The following is an 18,364-nucleotide window of genomic DNA, read 5'->3' on the forward strand; positions in this document are numbered from 1 at the left end:
CGGAAGACGACCGGAGGCCTCGAAACCGGACATCGAATTTTATGAAGCTTATAAGACGCGGGGCTCGGAGACTCAGGCCGCGGGAACCAACAGCAGTCGGTCGGCCTGCCGATCCACGGTGAAGCCATGCACCCGGCCCAGCGTGCCCAGCAGCCGCGCCGGATCATCCAGGCGGAAGCGGCCGGAAACCTGACGCGTCGCCAGGCGGCTGTCGGTCAGCACGATGGGCAACGGGCTGCGGCGGCTCAGCCGCTCCGCCAGCCGGCCCAGGGTGATGCCTTCCGTCTCCAGCCAGCCTTGGCGCCAGTCTTCGGCGGCGGGGTTGAAGTCCGCCAGAGCCTGGAGCTGGCCGTTGTGCACGGCGGCGCGCTGGCCGGCCGTCAGTTCCCGGCCCGTGCCGGCGCCGGCGGCGGTGAAGCGCACCCGGCCGCGATAGACCGACAATTCAACCACGTCGCGCGTCAGATCGACGTCGAAGGCGGTACCCAGCACGGTGATGGCGGCGCGGCCGCCGGCCTCGATTTCAAAGGGCCGGTCGCTGTCGTGCGCCACGTCGAAATAGGCTTCGCCCCGGCTCAGGGTCAGCCAGCGATGGCCGTGGCCCAGGCGCGCCTCAACCACCGTATCCCCGTTGAGGTTCAGGGCCGTGCCATCGGACAGGGTGACAGTGCGGCCTTGGCCACCGGCCGTCTCATAGCGCAGCGGTGTCGCCATGTAGCGGTCGATGTTGGGCCAGACAACAACCAGCGCCAGCGCGGCGCAGGCCGCCAGAGCCAGGCCGGGCAGCAGGCGCCGCACCCGACGGTCGTCACTGGACTTGGGTTGGCGGGCCGCGCGTCGTGCGGCGTCCAGGCCGGCCATCGCCTCGGTCAGGGCTGGGTCCTCCAGGGTAGCGTGCAGCACTTGATAGCTGTCGCGATGGCCTGGGTCGGCCGCCAGCCAGGCCTGGAAGGCGGCTTCCTCCTCCGGCGTCAGGGGCGCGTCGGCACGGCGCAGGGCCCAGCGGGCCGCCTCTTCCACCGGGCTGGGGCTCCAGACATCGCGACGCTCGGCCATCACGGCAATTCCTCCTGCCGCGTGGCGCGGGGGCGCGCGCGCTCACTGCGGGACATCTCCTGATGCAGCCATTCCAAGGCGCGCACCACATGTTTTTCAGCCGCCGCCTCGCTGATGTCCAGCGTCTGGGCGATATCGCGCAGGCTTTCCCCTTTTAGGCGGCGCCGGATGAAGACCTCGCGGCGCAGGGGCGGCATGGCATCCAGCGCCCGTTGAAAGGCGGCGACGCGCTGACGATGCATGATCACCTCTTCCGCCCGGGGCGCGTCGCAGGCCAGGTCGTCGCCCAACTCCTCGGTGGAGGCCCGGCGGCTGGCGCGGAAATGATCGCGCACCAGATTCTGGGCGATGCGGAAGCATAGGGCGGCGCTGTCGCCCACCGTGCTTTTCAGCCGGTAGGTGAACAGGCGGATGAAGGTTTCCTGCACCAGGTCTTCGCTGACCCAGGGATCACCCACGCGGCGCATGATGAACCGGTAAAGGCTGGTGCGTTCTGGAAGCGAATCCTCGGTCATGGCGTGCGCCTTTGGCCCTCGATGGCGCGGCCTCTATCACCAACCGCCACCATTTGCGACCTCCGGCGCGTGACATTCTCATGACCCGGCCTTAAGGCGGAGGGGGGGCCGGCAGCAGGTGGGCCGCCACGGTGGTCTCGAAGCCTTTGTCGCGGGTGATTTCACCGGCGGGTGCCACGGTCCATGGCCAAGTGGCCAGGGGCTCCCCCGGCAGTGTCAGGCCGAACAAGGGGTCCTCGACCCTTTGGATGCGGCCTTGGCCGTTCAGCCAACGCCGCTCGATATCCGCCAGGATCAGGCAGGGCGCGGCCAGGCGCGCGACATGGTCCAGGTGTGCCCGCACGATGTCCGCCGCCAGGGCATCGGCCGCCGTTTCCCCTTCCTGCGCCGCCACCAGGCCGCGCGCCGCCAGCGGCAGCTGCGAGGCCAAGTTCAGGGAAAGAACCAGGTCCGGCGCGGTATCGACGTACGCGTCGCAATGGGGCTTCAGCGGCCGGCCGGCGACGATGTCGGCCGCCGTCCCCGTCAGGTCCACCAGGTCCAGCGTGATTTTGGTGTCGCGCCAGGCACGCCAGCGGGCTTCCGGCCCGTGGGCGATGTCGGCCAGGACGATGTGGCCGAAGCGGGGCGTCAGGATGTCCAGCGGCAGGTCCAGCAAGGGCCCGGACCCCAGCACCAGCAGGGTGCCGCCCCGGCCGAAGCGCTGTGCCGCCTGCGCCACCGTGCGGTGGCTGTTGGCCAGATGGAATGCCCACGCGGCGCGCTGGCGCCGGGCCCGCGCCGTGATGGCGGCGGACTCGTGATGGTAGCCCAGCCGCCGGGCGGCGGGCGGGCAGAGCGTCAGCCGGCTGGCGATCCATTCCCTCAGCATGACGGGAGGCTACGGCGCCCGGCGTCAAAAGAAAATGGCGTCCCGGGGTCGTTCCCCCGGGACGCCATTCCAACTGCCAATTCTCTCGGGTGCCGGCCTTTACTGGGCCACGCCGGCGTTGGCCTTCTGAATCCGGTCGCGCAGGGCTTCCAGCAGGGCGTTGAAGTCGCCGCCATGGCTTTCGATCACCGACGCGAACTCCGACCGCTGGGTCAGGCTCATGCTGACGTTTTCCACCACCACGTCGATGATGCGGAAGCTGCCGTCCTTGGACCGCAGGCGCCAGTCGACGTTCACCGCCGGTCCGTTGGAACGGACCACCTGGCTATTGACGATGGCATCCTTCTCGCCATCCGGTTGCGCGGCGCCGACCTTGAAGGTCTCGCCCGCGTACTGGCTGAAGCGCTCGGAATAGACCGAGACGATCATGGTCTGGAACAGCTTCATGTATTCCTGGCGCTGGGCGTCGTTGGCGACGTTCCAGTAGCGGCCCAGGACGAAGCGGCCGATGGTCTGCAGGTCGAAGTTCTGCTGCAGCAGCTGGTTGAAGGTGGACTGGATCTCCGCCTTCGAGGCGCCAGGCTTGGACAGGACGCCGATGGCCTTGTCGCCCAGGCCTTGGACGAACTTCACGGCGGCACCGGCATCCGCGGCGGCCTGGGCGGGGGTGGCGAACGGCAAGCCCAGGGACAGGGCAAGGCCCATCGTGGCGGTGCCGAGCAAAAGGGTGCGGCGCGTCAGCATGTTGGTCATGGCCTTGTTGATCTCTTCGTGTGTCAGGACAGTCTGTCGGGGATGGGGGTGGATGCAGTGATGGGTGTCACGGCGGGGCAGTACAGTTTCAACACCCGACCGGTACCGGTGATCCCCGGGGCCCGGCGCCTTTCTATTACGGGTCAGGGTTCTGGGAGTAGTCTGGAATGCTGGGGTATTGGCGCGGATCTGCCTTGCCGTTCAAGACATAGCCATCACGCTGCTGCCGGTAGGCGGCACGCATGGCGGCGTAGTAGTCGACGCTGTTCTTGCGCAAATCGTCCAGCGCTTCGAAATAGGTTGAGCGAGCATCCAGCACCGTCAGGCCCACGCGGGTATAGTTGGCCCAGTCATTGTCGGTGTTGCTGGATACGCGAGTGACCGGGTCACCCCATGCTTCAAGGCCGAAGCCCACGGCGTCGCGCACGGATGAGGCGCCCAGGAAGGGCAACACCAGATAGGGCCCTTCGTCTATGCCCCAGACGGCGAAGGTCTGGCTCAAGCTCTCGTAATGGTAGGGGATGCCGTTGGCCGCGGCCACGTCCACCAGACCCCCGATGCCCACCGTGGAGTTGATGACGAAGCGTTCCACGGTTACGCCGGCGCCATCCCAGTCGCCTTGCAGAATGTTGTTGGCCAGGGTGAGGGGGGAGCGCACGTTGTTCAGCACGTTGGACACGGCGTCGCGCAGCGCCGCTGGGATGGCCCAGCGGTAAGCCTGGGCCACCGGACGCAGCACGGCCTGGTCCACTTGGTCGTTGAACCAGAAGATGCCCCGGTTCATGCCTTCCAGCGGGTCGTTGGCCTCGGGGCCCGCGAGGGCCGGGTGCTGGGGCGTGCCATCCGGATTGTGGGCACAGGCCGAGACGCCCAGCAGCATCCCCACCGCAAGTAAAGCCGGGGCCAGTCGCCGGCGCCGGTGCGCCAGGAGCCATGCCGGCTTCAAAGGAACCAAGGGCCCGCCCTGCGGGATCGGCGACATCAGGCGCATGCGTCAACCCACGGTTAAATTGGTTATTAGTGAATGATTGGCATACTTTGTGGCCAAATCCAGGCACCACTAAGAGGTGGGCCAAGGTGGGGCCATTTTCTATCTGACCTTCGATATAGGGGTCGGCCATCGAACGAGTGGGGCGGGTGCAACCGCGCTTCCGGGCCGGCGCCGGGACCTAGGCCATTATATCGCCTTGCCCATCGTCCGTATGGCGCCTTTGTCGTCTCGTATTGTTGTCATTATTCTCTCGCATAAAGACATCTTTATATGTACAAATGATCCCATAGACTGCGGTGGCATGGGGATCGTTGGACCATGGATTTTCTGCTGGGGGCCCTGAAGGCGGCGGCTGAGCCGACGCGCCTGCGCCTGCTGGCCCTGTGCGCCCATGGCGAACTGACGGTCAGCGAGCTGACGCAGATCCTGGGGCAGAGCCAGCCGCGCGTGTCGCGGCACCTGAAGCTGCTGTGCGACGCGGGGCTGCTGGACCGTTTCCGCGAAGGTATCTGGGCCTACTATCGCCTGGCGGAGCGGGGGGCGGTGGCGGAATTGGCGCGGACCCTGGTGGATGCCATCCCGGCGGACGACCCCGGCCTGGCGCTGGACCTGGAGCGGCTGGATCAGATCAAGCGCGCGCGGCAGGAGACGGCGGCCCAGTATTTCCGCGACAACGCCGCCCGCTGGCATGAGGTGCGCAGCCTGCACGTGCCCGAGCGCGAGGTGGAACAGGCGCTGCTGGCCCTCGTGCCGGGCGGTGGCATCGGCGATCTGCTGGACATCGGCACCGGCACCGGCCGCATGCTGGAGCTGTTCGCCCCCCACGTCACCCGTGCCCTGGGCATCGACGCCTCGCGCGAGATGCTGGCGGTGGCGCGGGCCAACCTGGAAAAGGCGGGCCTGCGCCACGTGCAGGTGCGCTTGGCCGACATGTACCAGGTGCCTGTCCCCAGCGGCAGCCAAGACATGGTGATCATCCACCAGGTGCTGCACTATGCCGAGGACCCGCAGGAGGTGCTGGTGGAGGCCGCGCGCGTGCTGCGCGCCGGCGGCCGTGTGGTGGTGGTCGACTTCGCCAGCCATGACCTGGAAAACCTGCGGACAGACCATGCCCACCGCCGTCTGGGCTTCACGGATGCCGAAATGGCGCAGTGGTTCGGCCATGCCGGCCTGACGCCGGCCCAACCCGTGCACCTGCCCGGCACTCCCTTGACCGTGACCCTGTGGTCCGGCCAGCGGCCCGCCTGATTGTCCCGAAGACGCTGAGAAAAGCCATGACCACCGCGAATGAAACCGCCGTGAACGAGATCGCCGTGAACGAGACCGCCGCCACCGACCGTGCCCTGGGTGGGGGGGAGCCGCTGGTGACCGTGCCGCGCGACCTGCGCGTCAGCTTCGAATTCTTCCCGCCCAAGACGGAAAAGATGGAACAGACGCTGTGGCAGGCCATCCGTCGCCTGGCACCGCTGTCGCCGGCCTTCGTCTCGGTCACCTACGGTGCCGGCGGCTCCACGCGTGAACGCACGCACGCCACCGTCACCGCCATCCAGCAGCAGACGGGCATTCCGGCCGCTGCCCATTTGACCTGCGTCGCGGCCACCAAGGAAGAGATCGACACCATCGCACGCGCCTATTGGGACGCCGGCATCCGCCACATCGTGGCGCTGCGTGGTGACCCGCCCCAGGCGGCGGATGGCAGCGGCGGCCTGGGCGGCAGCGGGTACCAGCCCCATCCCGGCGGCTATGCCTACGCCACCGACCTGGTGGCCGGGCTGAAGCGCGTGGCGGACTTCGAAATCTCCGTGGCCTGCTTTCCGGAAACCCATCCGGAGGCCGCCAGCGCCGCCGCCGACATCGACAATCTGCGGCGCAAGGTGGACGCCGGCGCCACCCGCGCCATCAGCCAGTTCTTTTTCGATACCGACCGGTTCTTGCGCTTCCGCGACACGGTCGCGGCCGCCGGCATCGCCATCCCCATCGTGCCCGGCATCCTGCCCATCACCAACTTTGCCCGCGCGGTGGAACTGGGCGCCAAATGCAATTGCGCCGTGCCCGCCTGGATGGATGAGCTGTTCGGCGGCCTGGACGCGGAACCGGAGACCCGGCAGCTGGTGGCCGCCACCGTGGCCGTGCAGCAATGCCTGCGGCTGGAGCGGGAAGGGGTGCGGGATTTCCATTTCTATACCCTCAACCGCGCCGACCTGACGGTCGCCATCTGTCATATGCTGGGCGTACGGGCGCCCAAGGCCGCCTGATAGGCAACGGCGGGCACCGGAGGCTTTCGGGGAGCGTATGCGGACCGGAAGCTGAGGGCATGCCGGCCGCGAAATCCGAATGATGCCATCGCCCTGCCATGGGCTCGCCATTCTCGGCGGTTTAGGTTACATCCGCCGGGAAGGCATTCTTGCAAGCAATGCCCCCAATGGAATGGCCGGTGCGGGGAAAGCCCAGCGCCGGCCGATGACAGGGTGGACCGTCATGACACGATTGATGCACCGATTGATGGGCGCGGCCGTCCTGGCCGGCACCCTGATGACCGCTGGCGGCGCGCTGGCGGGTGAAATCACCCTTTTCTCCGAACCCTTTTTCCGGGGTGACGCGCTGACCGTTCGCGACGGTGTGGAGAATTTGGCCGACATGGGCCGCTGGAACGACCGCGCCAAGTCCATGATCGTGCGCTCGGGCGAGTGGGAGGTGTGCAAGAACGCGGGCTTCCGCGACTGCAAACGCGTGGGTCGTGGCACCCGCATCGGCGACTTGGGCGAGATCGGCCTGTTCGCCAGCATCTCGTCCGCCCGCCAGATCGACGGCCGCTACTACCAGCCGGAACCGCCGCCCCCGCCACCGCCGGTCTATGGCCCGCCGCCCAGCTATGGCGGGGGCATCACCTGGAACAACGCGCCCGGCGCCTATGACCAGCCGCCGCCGCCGCCGCCGCAGGGCGGCATCACCTGGGACGACGATCGCCGCGACGGCCCGCCGCCTATGGGCGACTGCCGCCACCGGATCTTCGACGCCTTCGTCCAGCGCTTCGGCCGGCCGCACGACTTCGATTTCCGGGGCGAGGAATGGGAAGGCCGCATCCATTGGAACGGTGAGCGCTGGCACTACCGCTGCACGCCGGAGCAGATCAACATCTGGCAGTGATGGGGGATGGGAATGGCAGGTGTCACCGCGCGGCTGCTGATGTCCACGGGCCTGATGTTGGCTGCCGCCCTGCCCGGGACCGCATGGGCGTACGACGCCATGGTCACCCTGTATTCGGGACAGGACCGGGGCGGAAGCACCCTCGATGTTGAGGATGATGTCGAGAACCTGGCCGACAGCGGTTGGAACGACCGGGCGCGATCCCTGACGGTCACAGGGGGAACGTGGGAGGTGTGCCGCCATGCGGGCTATCGTGACTGCGAGACGGTCAGGGCCTGGGATGTCATCAATGACCTGTCCCGCATCGGCCTGGACCAGGCCATTTCGTCCGTACGCCGGGTCGACCGGCCGGCGCCGGCACCGGCGGCGACCACCGGTACCGGTTCCCCCATCGTGTGGAACACCCGGAGGCCGGCGACCCTATGGTCCCTCACCAGCGCGGGCGACTGCCGACCCGATATCCGGGCGGCCTTCGCCCAACGCTTCGGCTCCTCGGGTGAGGGCGATTTCGACGGTGGCCCAAGCGAGGGGCGACTGACCTGGGACGGCAAGGTGTGGGGCTATAACTGCGCCTACCGCCAAACCGACATTTGGCCGGAGGATTAGGCGGGGGTAATTTCGGCGTGTCGCTTGGCCACATTGTCCTTCAATCCATGGTCCTCAATCCATGATGGCCATGGGCGGCGGATGGACCGGCTGTGGTTGGGAGCGGGGGCAGCCAGGACCGGTCGCCCCCCAGTCCGCCGGTGTCGCCGGCAGATGCTGGACCCACGCCTGGATGGCGGCGGTATCCATGATGTCCCCGGAAAAGCGGAAGCCTGGCAATGGCCGGTACGGGATGTTGTTTCCCCGGCAGCGGTCGACTGCGGCGTTGACGGAGAAATAGAGCGACCATCGTCGTGAGGGCAAAGATTTGTGTATGACCGCGCCGAATATGGTGTCAGCCCATGTTTCCCAGCCGGCCTGTACAGTATTGGGCAGCGGAAGCATCATGTCCATGCCGTCCAGGCAAGCAGAGACGCAATTGTGGTCGGTTAACAGAACGACCTGACCGTTCATGCGGTTGTCCGGGCGCGCATCGTCCAGGTTACTCTGCGATGAGTTGAAAATAAGTTTGGATTTTCCCTCATTCAGAGCCCGCTGAAGCGGTGGCGTGATGCGTGCTATAGTGGAATCAAGGAGCAAGCTTTTTTCTTCCAGTTTTTTATATTTTCTAATGATTAAAGGCGTGGCTCGATAGATTACACGTGGGGTTTTGTGTTCGTGGCTGAGGAGGAAATCCCTTCCCCACAGCAGGGAGGCCAAGTGGAACGGGATCATATCGTTGCCACCCAAATTCCCTCGCAGATCAATCACCACCTGATGGGCAGCGCGGATATCGGCTAAGTGGCTTTCCACATCCGTGATCAATGCATCCCAGTCCGCTTTGGCCGGTCGCATGGAAGGCAGGGCGATCCACCAAACGCCTGGTAGCGGGTTGGTCACCCCCAGGGGGGACGATGTTGCCGGTGCCGTCGCGCTCACGCGGTTTGACAAGTCATCTTCGGTCACCGGTTTGCGATACTCCAACGGATATGACCTGATGCCAGCGGGCGTCCGGAACAGGCAGGTCCGTGGTTGGGGCGCGAAGCCGTTGCCGACATCCATGAGAAGCTGCCACGCGCCCTGATAGGCGCCCCGTTCCAGATCCATGTTCTCCCAATAAAGATCCAGCCGCGCCCGGGCCAACGCATCCACGGAATGCCCGTCGCAGGTGACCAACTCTGCCCCTAAAGGCGGAGCCCGGTCAGCGAGCCAGGGGGCGGTGCTGTGCACGACATATCGTCCGTTGGCGTAGGCGAGGACGATGCCGGGCCAGCGCTGGATCTCAGGCTCCGGGAGGTCACTATGGCGGTTGATGCCGATGTGGGCGTCGCGGAACCCGCCGACATAATGGGTGATCAGGAAATAATAGTCCCACTCCCCCCGGATGTCGGGGATTTGGCGCTTGGCTTGCTCATAGCCTTTGTCGATCCAGGCCTTGAAGCTTTCGCCCCCCTTATCGACAACCATGGCGGGATGGTTTTCTTTCAGCAGGGTGTGGATGGCGGCCAAATCTTCCGCCGCTGCCTTGCGCCAGCCCTGCACGGTGGTGGGTTTGGGGGGATAGTCGCTGCGCACCCCCGCGATTGCGGGCAGGCAGATCACAACCATCAAGAAGAAAAGGACAAGGCGATGAAGCGGCATGGGTGGCCTGTGGCGGGTTTCTCAACCAAGAGGAAACCATAGCGCCACCAGGCCACAGGATGATGAACGCGACGTGACTGCGACCGCCCGCCGCAGCCTCACGCCGCCGCCGCGTCCCCGGCGGCGGTGGGCTCATAGTTCAGGTTGGGGGCCAGCCAGCGTTCCATGGTGGCTATGTCCATGCCCTTGCGCGCGGCATAGTCCGCCACTTGGTCACGCTCCACCTTGCCCAGGCCGAAGTACTTGGCGTCGGGGTGGGCGAAGTACAGGCCGCTGACGGCGGCGGTGGGGGTCATGGCGTAGCTTTCGGTCAGCGTGACGCCAGCGTTCTTCTCCGCGTCCAGCAGCTGCCATAGGATGCCCTTCTCCGTATGGTCGGGGCAGGCGGGGTAGCCTGGGGCCGGGCGGATGCCGCGGTACTTCTCCGCGATCAGGTCCTCATTGCTCAATGCTTCGCCGGCGGCGTAGCCCCACAGCTCGGTGCGCACGCGCTCATGCATGCGTTCCGACAGGGCTTCGGCCAGGCGGTCGCCCAAGGCCTTCAGCAGGATGGCACTGTAGTCGTCGTGCGCCGCCTCGAAGGCCTTGGCGCGCTCCTCCAGCCCGATGCCGGCGGTGACGGCGAAGCCGCCCACCCAGTCGGGCACACCCGTCTCCTTGGGCGCCACGAAGTCGGCCAGGGCCAGGTGCGGGCGGTCGCGGCCGGGCTCGCGCGCCATCTGCTGGCGCAAGGTGTGCAGCGTGGCCGTCACCGTGGTGCGGCTGGCGTCGGCATAGACCTCGATGTCGTCGCCCACGGTGTTGGCGGGCCACAGGCCGACCACGGCGCGGGCCGTCAGCCACTTCTCGCCGACGATCCGCTGCAGCATGGCCTGGGCGTCGGCGTAGAGGTTGCGCGCCGCCTCGCCCACCACGGCGTCCTCCAGGATGGCGGGGAAGGTGCCGGCCAGTTCCCAGGCCTGGAAGAAGGGGCGCCAGTCGATGCGCGACACCAGTTCCGCCAAGTCATAATCCTCGAACACCGTCAGGCCGGGCTTCAGTGGCTGCGGCGCCTCGTACGCGGCCCAGTCCAGCTTGGCGCGGTTGGCGCGGGCGTCGGCGATGGGCAACCGGGCGCGGCCGGCCTGAGCGCGGGCGTGGGCCTCGCGCATGCGGGCGTAGTCGCCCTTCACACCCTGGGTGTAGTCGCCCCTGGCCGCCAGGCTGATCAGGTTGCCGGCCACGCCCACCGCGCGGCTGGCATCGATGACATGGACGACGGGGCCCTGGTAGGCCGGGTCGATCTTCACCGCCGTGTGCACCTTGCTGGTGGTGGCGCCACCGATCAGCAGCGGCAGGTCGAAGCCCTCGCGCTGCATCTCCTTGGCCACGAACACCATCTCGTCCAAGGACGGGGTGATCAGGCCGGACAGGCCGATGATGTCGGCCTTTTCCTTGCGCGCCGTCTCCAGGATCTGGGCGCAGGGCACCATGACGCCCAGGTCCACGACCTCGTAGTTGTTACATTGCAGGACGACGCCGACGATGTTCTTGCCGATGTCGTGCACGTCGCCCTTGACCGTGGCCAGCAGCACCTTGCCGTTGCTGCGGCTGGCGGCCCCGTCCTTCTCCGCCTCGATGAAGGGCAGCAGGTAGGCCACGGCCTTCTTCATGACGCGGGCCGACTTCACCACCTGGGGCAGGAACATCTTGCCGGCGCCGAACAGGTCGCCCACCACGTTCATGCCGTCCATCAGCGGGCCCTCGATGACCGACAGCGGGCGATCGGCGGCCTGGCGCGCCTCCTCCACATCCTCGTCGATCCAGTCGGTCAGGCCGTGGACCAGGGCGTGGGTCAGGCGCTGATTCACCGGCGCCTGGCGCCAGCTGAGGTCCGCCTCCTTCTTGGCGCCGCCGCCCTTGTACTTCTCCGCCACTTCCAGCAGGCGGTCGGTGGCGTCCTCGCGGCGGTTGAGGATCACATCCTCCACCCGCTCGCGCAGCTCGGCCGGGATGTCCTCGTACACCGGCAGCTCGCCGGCGTTGACGATGCCCATATCCATGCCGGCGGCGATGGCGTGGTACAGGAACACGGCATGCATCGCCTGGCGCACCGTCTCGTTGCCGCGGAAGCTGAACGAGACGTTGGACAGGCCGCCGGAGACGTGGGCCCCCGGCAGCTCGCTACGGATGCGGCGCGTGGCGTTGATGAAGTCGACGGCGTAGTTGTTGTGTTCCTCGATACCCGTGGCGACCGCGAAGATGTTGGGGTCGAAGATGATGTCTTCCGGCGGGAAGCCCACCTTGTTGACCAGCACGTCATAGCTGCGGCGGCAGATCTCCACCTTGCGCGTTTCCGTGTCGGCCTGGCCCTTCTCGTCGAAGGCCATGACCACCACGGCGGCGCCATAGCGGCGCACCTTCTTGGCCTGGGCGATGAAGGCGTCCTCGCCCTCCTTCAGGCTGATGGAATTGACGATGGCCTTGCCCTGGACGTTCTTCAGCCCCGCCTCGATCACGCTCCACTTGGAACTGTCGATCATGACCGGCACGCGGGCGATATCCGGTTCCGAGGCGATCAGGCGCAGGAAGCGGACCATGGCGGCCTCGCTGTCCAGCATGGCCTCGTCCATGTTGACGTCGATGATCTGGGCGCCGCCCTCCACCTGCTGGCGGGCGACGGCGAGCGCCGCCTCATAGTCGCCGTTCAGGATCAGCTTCTTGAACCTGGCCGATCCGGTGACGTTGGTGCGCTCACCCACATTGATGAAGATGGCGGTGCGGGGCTGGGTCATGGCGGCTGATTCCGGAAGCGAAACGAGGGGCGGGGCGCCTGGGTCTGGACGGGGTGGATTAGAAGGCCGGCATCTCGAACGGCTCCAGCCCGGCCAGGCGCATGCGCGCCGGGCGGTCGGCGGGCGGGCGCGGGATGATGCCCTTCACGGCCTCGGCGATGGCGCGGATATGGACGGGGGAGGTGCCGCAGCAGCCGCCGACGATGTTCACCAGCCCGTCGCCGGCCCAGTGGCGCAGGGCGTCGGCCATCTGTTCCGGCGTCTCGTCATAGCCGCCGAACTCGTTGGGCAGGCCGGCGTTGGGATGGGCGCTGACATAGGTGTCCGCGACGCGGCTCAGTTCCTGGACGTAGGGGCGCATCAGGTCGGCGCCCAGGGCACAGTTCAGGCCGATGCTCAGCGGCTTCACGTGGCGCAGGCTGTTCCAGAAGGCCTCCGTCGTCTGGCCGGACAGGGTGCGGCCGGAGCGGTCGGTGATGGTGCCAGAGATCATGACCGGCAGTTCCAGGCCCTTTTCCTCCAGCACCTCGTCCACCGCGAACAGGGCGGCCTTGGCGTTGAGGGTGTCGAAGATGGTCTCGACCAGCAGCATGTCGACGCCGCCGTCGATCAGGCCCTCCACCTGGGTGCGGTAGGCGGCGCGTAGCTCGTCGAAATCCACGTTGCGGAAGCCGGGGTCGGTCACCACCGGGCTGATGGAGGCGGTGCGGTTGGTGGGGCCGATGGCACCGGCGACGTAGCGCGGGCGGTCCACCACACCGTCATGGGTGTCCGCATCCTCCAGCGCGTCGCCGGCGGCGCGGGCCAGGGCAGCGCCGGCCCTGTTGAACTCGTACGCCAGATCCTCCATGCCGTAGTCGGCCAGGCTGATGCTGGTGGAGTTGAAGGTGTTGGTCTCGACGATGTCGGCGCCGGCGTCGAAATACTGCTGGTGGATTTCGCGCACGATCTGCGGCTGCGTCAGGTTCAGCAGGTCGTTGTTGCCGCGCACGTCGCGGTGCCAGTCCTTGAACCGCTCCCCGCGATAGCCGGCCTCATCCAGCTTATAGCCCTGGATCATGGTGCCCATGGCGCCGTCCAGCACCAGGATGCGTTGCTTCAGCAGGTCCGGCAGGCGGGCCAGGCGTTCGGAACGGGTCAGGGCCATGATCGCGTACTCCGCCGGCGGACCTTCGGGCATCGAAGCAGCCGGTTCTCAGGTAACAATGTTCGTCACCCTAGTGATGTGGGGATACAGATGCAAACATAAAGATGTCTTTATGTGATGCGTCGGGCGCAGGCGCCCCGCGCTTTTGCGCGGACGCCGCCCCGGCGCGCATTGACGGCGACGGGTCGCCATGCCTAGAAGCGGCCGAGAGTGTTGAGAAAGGGTTGAGCGGTGCCGCAAACGGCGGAAAAAGCGGGACGGGGACGCCCACCGGTCGCCATCATCGGGGCGGGGCCTGCCGGCCTCATGGCGGCGGAGGCGCTGGCCGGGAAGGGCATCGCCGCCACGGTGTTCGATGCCATGCCCTCGCCGGCGCGCAAGTTCCTGATGGCCGGGCGCGGTGGCCTGAACATCACCCATTCCGAACCGCTGGACCGTTTCCTCACCCGCTATGGCGCGGCGGCGCCGGTGGTGGCGCCGTGGATCAGGCGCTTCACGCCGGACGACCTGCGCGCCTGGGTGCACGGCCTGGGTGTCGAAACTTTCGTCGGCAGCAGCGGCCGCGTCTTTCCCGTGGGTCTCAAGGCCTCTCCCCTGCTGCGCGCCTGGCTGCGCCGATTGGACGGGCTGGGCGTGACGCTGAAGGCCCGTCACCGCTGGACGGGTTGGGACGCCCACGGCGCCCTGACCTTCGACACGCCGGAAGGCCCGCTGGCGGTGGCGGCAGACGCCATCCTGCTGGCCCTGGGGGGCGCCAGCTGGCCGCGCCTGGGCTCCGATGGCGGCTGGGCGGCCCTGCTGGCGGCGAGGGGCGTTGACCTCGTCCCCTTCCGTGCCGCCAACGCCGGCTTCGACGTCGCCTGGTCCCCCGCCTTCGTCGAGCGGGCGGAGGGCCAGCCCCTGAAGCGCATCTCGCTGTCCTTCGCCGGCGAGACCAGCCGGGGAGAGGCGGTGGTGACCCGGACGGGCCTGGAGGGCGGCGCCCTCTACGCCCTGGGCGCGCCGCTGCGGGAGGCCATCGCCCGCGACGGCCAGGCGGTGCTGCACATCGATCTCAAGCCCGACCTGGACCTGGCCGCCATCACAACCCGCCTGGCCAAGGCGCCGCCGTCGGAAAGCCTGAAGAACCGCCTGCGCAAGGCCCTGGGGCTGGAGGGCATCATCCCCGCCCTGCTGCGTGAGGGCGCCACGCCTGCCGATCTCGCCACGCCCACGGCGCTGGCCCGGCGTCTCAAGGCCCTGCCCATCACCGTGGTGGCTATCCGCCCCATGGACCGCGCAATCTCCACCGCCGGTGGCATCACGCTGGCTGAGTTGGACGAGCGCCTGATGCTGCGCCGCTTGCCGGGCGTCTTCGCTGTGGGCGAGATGCTGGACTGGGAGGCGCCCACCGGTGGCTATCTGCTGCAGGCTTGTTTCAGCGGGGCGCTGGAGGCGGCGGAGGGTATCGCCGCGTTTCTGGAGCGGGACTCGGGCCGGTCACGGCACGTGGGCCGGCCCGATGCCAGTGATTAGAACTTCGCCCGCACCCCGGCGGTGTAGCGGCGACCGTAGTAGTAGATTTCCCGCGCCTGGGTGGTGGTGTTGCCGTAGTTGTACAGGGCGGCGCCTGTCAGGTTGGTTCCTTCCAGGGTCAGCGTGATGTTGTCCGTGACGGCGTAGCTGAGGCTGGCGTCCAGGGTGCCGTAGGCATCGACATTGGTATCCGAGCTGACCTCGTTGCCGAACCCGCTCATGTACGCGCTGCGCCAGGAATAGCTGAGGCGGGCGCCGAAGGGACCGTAGTCGTAGAAACCCACCAGGTTGTAGCTGTTGTTGGACAGGCCGGGCAGCTGGTCCCGGACGGTACGGGTGCCGGTGACGAACAGGGTCGTGACATCGGCGTGGGTGAAGTTCGCCTGCAGCCCCAGGCCGTCGAAGGGGGCGGGCAGGAAGGTCATGACCTGTTGATAGGCCAGCTCGAACCCCCGGACCTCGGCGTTGCCGCCGTTGGCCAGGGTGGTGACGCGGATGTCGCCGCGGCCGGGAATATTGATCTCTGTGTTCTTGGCGGTGATGTAGCTGTCCAGCTGCTTGTAGAACACACCGCCGGTCAGCGACGCGTCCTTGCGGAAATACCATTCCAGCGTGGCGTCATACTGGGTCGCCATGTAGGGGGACAGGTTGGGGTTGCCCCCGCTGCCGGTCGGCGCGTCGTTGGAAATGCTGAGACGCGGCGCGATGTCACCCAGGTTCGGCCGGGTCAGCACCCGGGCCACGCTGAAGCGCGAGACCAGGTAGTCGGTCAGGTCGGCCTTCACGTTCAGGCCGGGCAGCAGGTCGGTGTAGTTCTTTTCATAGCGCACCGGCGTGGCGGTGACGCCGTTGGTGGCGTAGCCGCTGGAGACCTGCCTGGTGTCCACCACGCGCAGGCCGGCGTTGCCGGTCAGCGGAATGCCCGCCAGGGCTGTCTTCATGTTCAGCCGGCCATAGCCGGCCGCGGTCTCTTCCGTCACCTTGAAGCCGTTGGCCAGGTCGGCGGCTGTCAGCGGCGTGTTCAGCAGCGAATTGTCGAAGTAGTTGGCGAAGAAGGCGCGGCCGTTGGGTACCAGCCAGGTGCGCGGGAAGTTGCCGCTGAACCCGCTCATGAAGTCGGAATAGGGGAAGGCTTCGAACAGGGAGGAGGGGAAGGCCCCGCCGGGAACACCCTTGACCCCCGCCTCGCTCACCAGGTCGCGGCGGAAATAGTCGCGCTCCCGCTCCCGGTACTCGCCGCCCAGCACCAGGCTGGACAGGGGGCCGACGTTCAGGTCGCGGGTGACGTCCAGGCGGCCACCCCAATCGTAATCCTTGCTGTCCTCATCGCGGTATTCCAGGCGGCGGCCGACGTAGCTGCCGGGGCTGTTGAGGTTGACCGGCGTGATCAGGTCATAGGCGGCCTCATACCCCCGGGTGAAATCCATGGTCAGCGGCAGGTAGACCTGCAGCCGGCTGCGGTGAATGGGGTCATCGGTGACGCTGTGCGCCGAGGAATAGGAGAAATCGCCGTCCACGGTCCAGGGACCGTCGGTCCATTTCTGGTTCAGGCCGGCGACGAACAGGTCGTGGCGCTGGCCGGAGGTTTCGCGGGACGCCATGGTGAAGACGTTGTTGAAAGTGCCGCGCACCATGGTGCCGTCCGTGACGGTGAAGGTGCCCGCCGCCGGCTTCACCGCGCTGTCGCCCGGATAGAAGTCGATGCCGTATTCGTCGTAATTGTCCTTCAGGCGGGAGAACAGCACGTCGACATTGGTTTCCCAATGCTCATTGGGCTGCCACTGCAGGGCGCCGTCCACCGTGTAACGGCGGCGATCCTCCTGCTCGATGGTCGGACGGATGCGGGTGGGGGTCCAGGTGTCGCCACCGAAGTACGGGTCCCAGGCCTTGGTGATCTGCCAGCCCGTGCTGTATTCGCGGTCCTGCCGCACCGAGCGTTCCATGTAGGAGGCGGCAATCAGCACGCCCAGGTCCCGGTTGGCGTTCACCCAGGACGCGATGCCGGACACGGACGGGTCCACCCGGTCGCGTAGATCGGAATAGCTGCCCTGGGCGTTGACGCTGGCGGTGGTGCCCAGGTCGAAGGGATGGAAGGTCAGGATGTTGATGTTGCCGCCGATGGCGCCCTCGTTCATGTCGGCGGTGGGTGACTTCTGGACATCGATGCGCGATACTAGTTCGGACGGCAGCACGTCGTAGCGGAACTGGCGGCCGTTCACGCCGCCGTTTTCCACGTTTTCATTCACCGCGATGCTGCGGCCGTTCAGCTGCGTGGTCTGGAAGTTGGACGCGAAGCCCCGGACGGCGATGTCCAGGCCTTCGCTGCGGCTGCGGGTCATGGTGATGCCGGTGACCAGCTGCAGCGCTTCCGCCACGTTCTGGTTCGGAAACTTGCCGATGTCCTCGGCCGAGACGGAGTCGACCACCTGGTCCGCCTGCCGCTTCACGTCGCTGGCCGTCTGCAGGCTGTGGCCATACCCGGTGACGACCACCTCCTGAATCTGATCCGCCGGCGGCGCTTCGTCGGCGTGGGCAGCAAGCGGGGCGAGGCAAAGGATCAGCGGCACGGCGGTGCGGCGCAGCAACATGCTCCGGAACATGGTAGGTCTATCCTATGGCGAGGAGGGGCCGATGCGGGCGACCTGATAACAGCCCTCGCGATAGATATTATTTAAAGTTGATTAAATAATTGCGACCTTGGCAATTTTGTCTTGGAATGCGCTGCCATTGTGGCGCCGCTGCTTGAATAAGAGCCCAGCCGCTGGTTCACCGCACCGGCACCGGAATGGCCGCCGTCGACTTCACCTCCTCCATCACCATATAGGTGTGGGTCTGGGCCACGCCCGGGATGCTGGACAGCTTGTCGCCCAGGAAGGCGCGGTACGCCGCCATGTCGGCCACCCGCACCTTGATCAGGTAGTCGAAGCCGCCGGCCACCATGTGGCATTCCTGGATCTCGTCCATGGGGGAGATGGCGTCGGCGAAGATTTTGAAGACGTCGGGGCTGGTACGGTCCAGCCGCACCTCGATGAAGGCCATCAGGCTGCGGCCCAGCCGTTCCGGGTCCAGCCGCGCCGCGTAGCCCTGGATATAGCCGTCGCGTTCCAGGCGCCGCACCCGCTCCAGGCATGGGGTGGGGGACAGGTTCACGCGGCGCGACAGCTCCACGTTCGACAGGCGCCCATCCTCCTGCAGGATGCGCAGGATGTTCAGGTCGATGCGGTCCAGCTGGTCAGCGGTTTGGCGGGTCATATTTTCATCGTCCGAAGGGCGTCTTCGCCGGAGGATATACTGAAAAATTGCGCAAATTGGCGGGAAATATGCCGGTGATCTCGCCATAATCCGCGACATTATCGCCCCACCCAAGCC

Annotated in this window: 14 protein-coding genes and 1 pseudogene; 5 read left to right on the forward strand and 10 right to left on the reverse strand. The window is 66.8% G+C overall.

Annotated features, from left to right (window positions below):
- Nucleotides 1-72: 72 nt before the first annotated feature.
- From P5F91_RS11430 to P5F91_RS11450, 5 genes are all read right to left on the reverse strand, one after another.
- On the reverse strand, nt 73-1,056 hold the full coding sequence (locus tag P5F91_RS11430; protein WP_277907218.1) for a FecR family protein: 984 nt from the start codon (nt 1,054-1,056) through the stop codon (nt 73-75).
- Nucleotides 1,056-1,571, reverse strand: a complete 516-nt coding sequence (locus tag P5F91_RS11435; protein WP_145613970.1) for an RNA polymerase sigma factor — start codon at nt 1,569-1,571, stop codon at nt 1,056-1,058. The genes P5F91_RS11430 and P5F91_RS11435 overlap by 1 nt, the downstream gene beginning before the upstream one ends.
- 91 nt (nt 1,572-1,662) lie before the next feature.
- Nucleotides 1,663-2,442: a hypothetical protein gene (locus P5F91_RS11440; protein WP_145613969.1), complete on the reverse strand. Its 780-nt coding sequence runs from the start codon at nt 2,440-2,442 to the stop codon at nt 1,663-1,665.
- Nucleotides 2,443-2,541: 99 nt separating this feature from the next.
- Nucleotides 2,542-3,195, reverse strand: coding sequence for an MlaC/ttg2D family ABC transporter substrate-binding protein (locus tag P5F91_RS11445; RefSeq protein WP_145613968.1), 654 nt, complete (start codon nt 3,193-3,195; stop codon nt 2,542-2,544).
- Nucleotides 3,196-3,331: 136 nt separating this feature from the next.
- On the reverse strand, nt 3,332-4,075 hold the full coding sequence (locus P5F91_RS11450) for an MlaA family lipoprotein (protein ID WP_145613967.1): 744 nt from the start codon (nt 4,073-4,075) through the stop codon (nt 3,332-3,334).
- A 429-nt stretch (nt 4,076-4,504) separates the two neighbouring features.
- On the opposite strand from P5F91_RS11450, the gene P5F91_RS11455 reads away from it, so the two are divergent.
- From P5F91_RS11455 to P5F91_RS11470, 4 genes are all read left to right on the forward strand, one after another.
- The gene (locus P5F91_RS11455) at nt 4,505-5,434 is read left to right on the forward strand and encodes an ArsR/SmtB family transcription factor (protein WP_277907219.1); all 930 of its coding nucleotides are present in this window, start codon (nt 4,505-4,507) and stop codon (nt 5,432-5,434) included.
- A gap of 26 nt (nt 5,435-5,460) precedes the next feature.
- Nucleotides 5,461-6,441 (forward strand): methylenetetrahydrofolate reductase, encoded by a 981-nt coding sequence (gene metF / locus P5F91_RS11460; RefSeq protein WP_145613965.1) that lies wholly within the window; start codon nt 5,461-5,463, stop codon nt 6,439-6,441.
- A gap of 247 nt (nt 6,442-6,688) precedes the next feature.
- Entirely contained in the window at nt 6,689-7,333 is a 645-nt protein-coding gene (locus tag P5F91_RS11465; RefSeq protein ID WP_277907220.1) for a beta/gamma crystallin-related protein, read from the forward strand.
- Between the two features lie 12 nt (nt 7,334-7,345).
- Nucleotides 7,346-7,939 (forward strand): beta/gamma crystallin-related protein, encoded by a 594-nt coding sequence (locus tag P5F91_RS11470; RefSeq protein WP_186455042.1) that lies wholly within the window; start codon nt 7,346-7,348, stop codon nt 7,937-7,939.
- 54 nt (nt 7,940-7,993) lie between these two features.
- On the opposite strand, the gene P5F91_RS11475 is transcribed toward P5F91_RS11470, so the two are convergent.
- The 3 genes and pseudogenes from P5F91_RS11475 to P5F91_RS11485 form a co-directional block, all read right to left on the reverse strand.
- On the reverse strand, nt 7,994-9,559 hold the full coding sequence (locus tag P5F91_RS11475; RefSeq protein WP_277907221.1) for a S41 family peptidase: 1,566 nt from the start codon (nt 9,557-9,559) through the stop codon (nt 7,994-7,996).
- A gap of 98 nt (nt 9,560-9,657) precedes the next feature.
- Nucleotides 9,658-12,378: pseudogene (gene metH, locus P5F91_RS11480) on the reverse strand (methionine synthase); the annotation flags it as partial.
- A 13-nt stretch (nt 12,379-12,391) separates the two neighbouring features.
- The gene (locus P5F91_RS11485) at nt 12,392-13,480 is read right to left on the reverse strand and encodes a homocysteine S-methyltransferase family protein (RefSeq protein WP_277907223.1); all 1,089 of its coding nucleotides are present in this window, start codon (nt 13,478-13,480) and stop codon (nt 12,392-12,394) included.
- 231 nt (nt 13,481-13,711) lie between these two features.
- On the opposite strand from P5F91_RS11485, the gene P5F91_RS11490 reads away from it, so the two are divergent.
- Nucleotides 13,712-14,995, forward strand: coding sequence for a TIGR03862 family flavoprotein (locus P5F91_RS11490; RefSeq protein WP_277907224.1), 1,284 nt, complete (start codon nt 13,712-13,714; stop codon nt 14,993-14,995).
- On the opposite strand, the gene P5F91_RS11495 is transcribed toward P5F91_RS11490, so the two are convergent.
- Together P5F91_RS11495 and P5F91_RS11500 are read right to left on the reverse strand one after the other, a co-directional pair.
- Nucleotides 14,992-17,595: a TonB-dependent receptor gene (locus tag P5F91_RS11495; protein WP_277907225.1), complete on the reverse strand. Its 2,604-nt coding sequence runs from the start codon at nt 17,593-17,595 to the stop codon at nt 14,992-14,994. The genes P5F91_RS11490 and P5F91_RS11495 overlap by 4 nt on opposite strands.
- Before the next feature lie 166 nt (nt 17,596-17,761).
- Nucleotides 17,762-18,247: an Lrp/AsnC ligand binding domain-containing protein gene (locus P5F91_RS11500; RefSeq protein ID WP_145613958.1), complete on the reverse strand. Its 486-nt coding sequence runs from the start codon at nt 18,245-18,247 to the stop codon at nt 17,762-17,764.
- Nucleotides 18,248-18,364 lie beyond the last annotated feature (117 nt).

This window comes from Nitrospirillum amazonense, from assembly GCF_029594735.1.
GTDB lineage: Bacteria > Pseudomonadota > Alphaproteobacteria > Azospirillales > Azospirillaceae > Nitrospirillum > Nitrospirillum amazonense.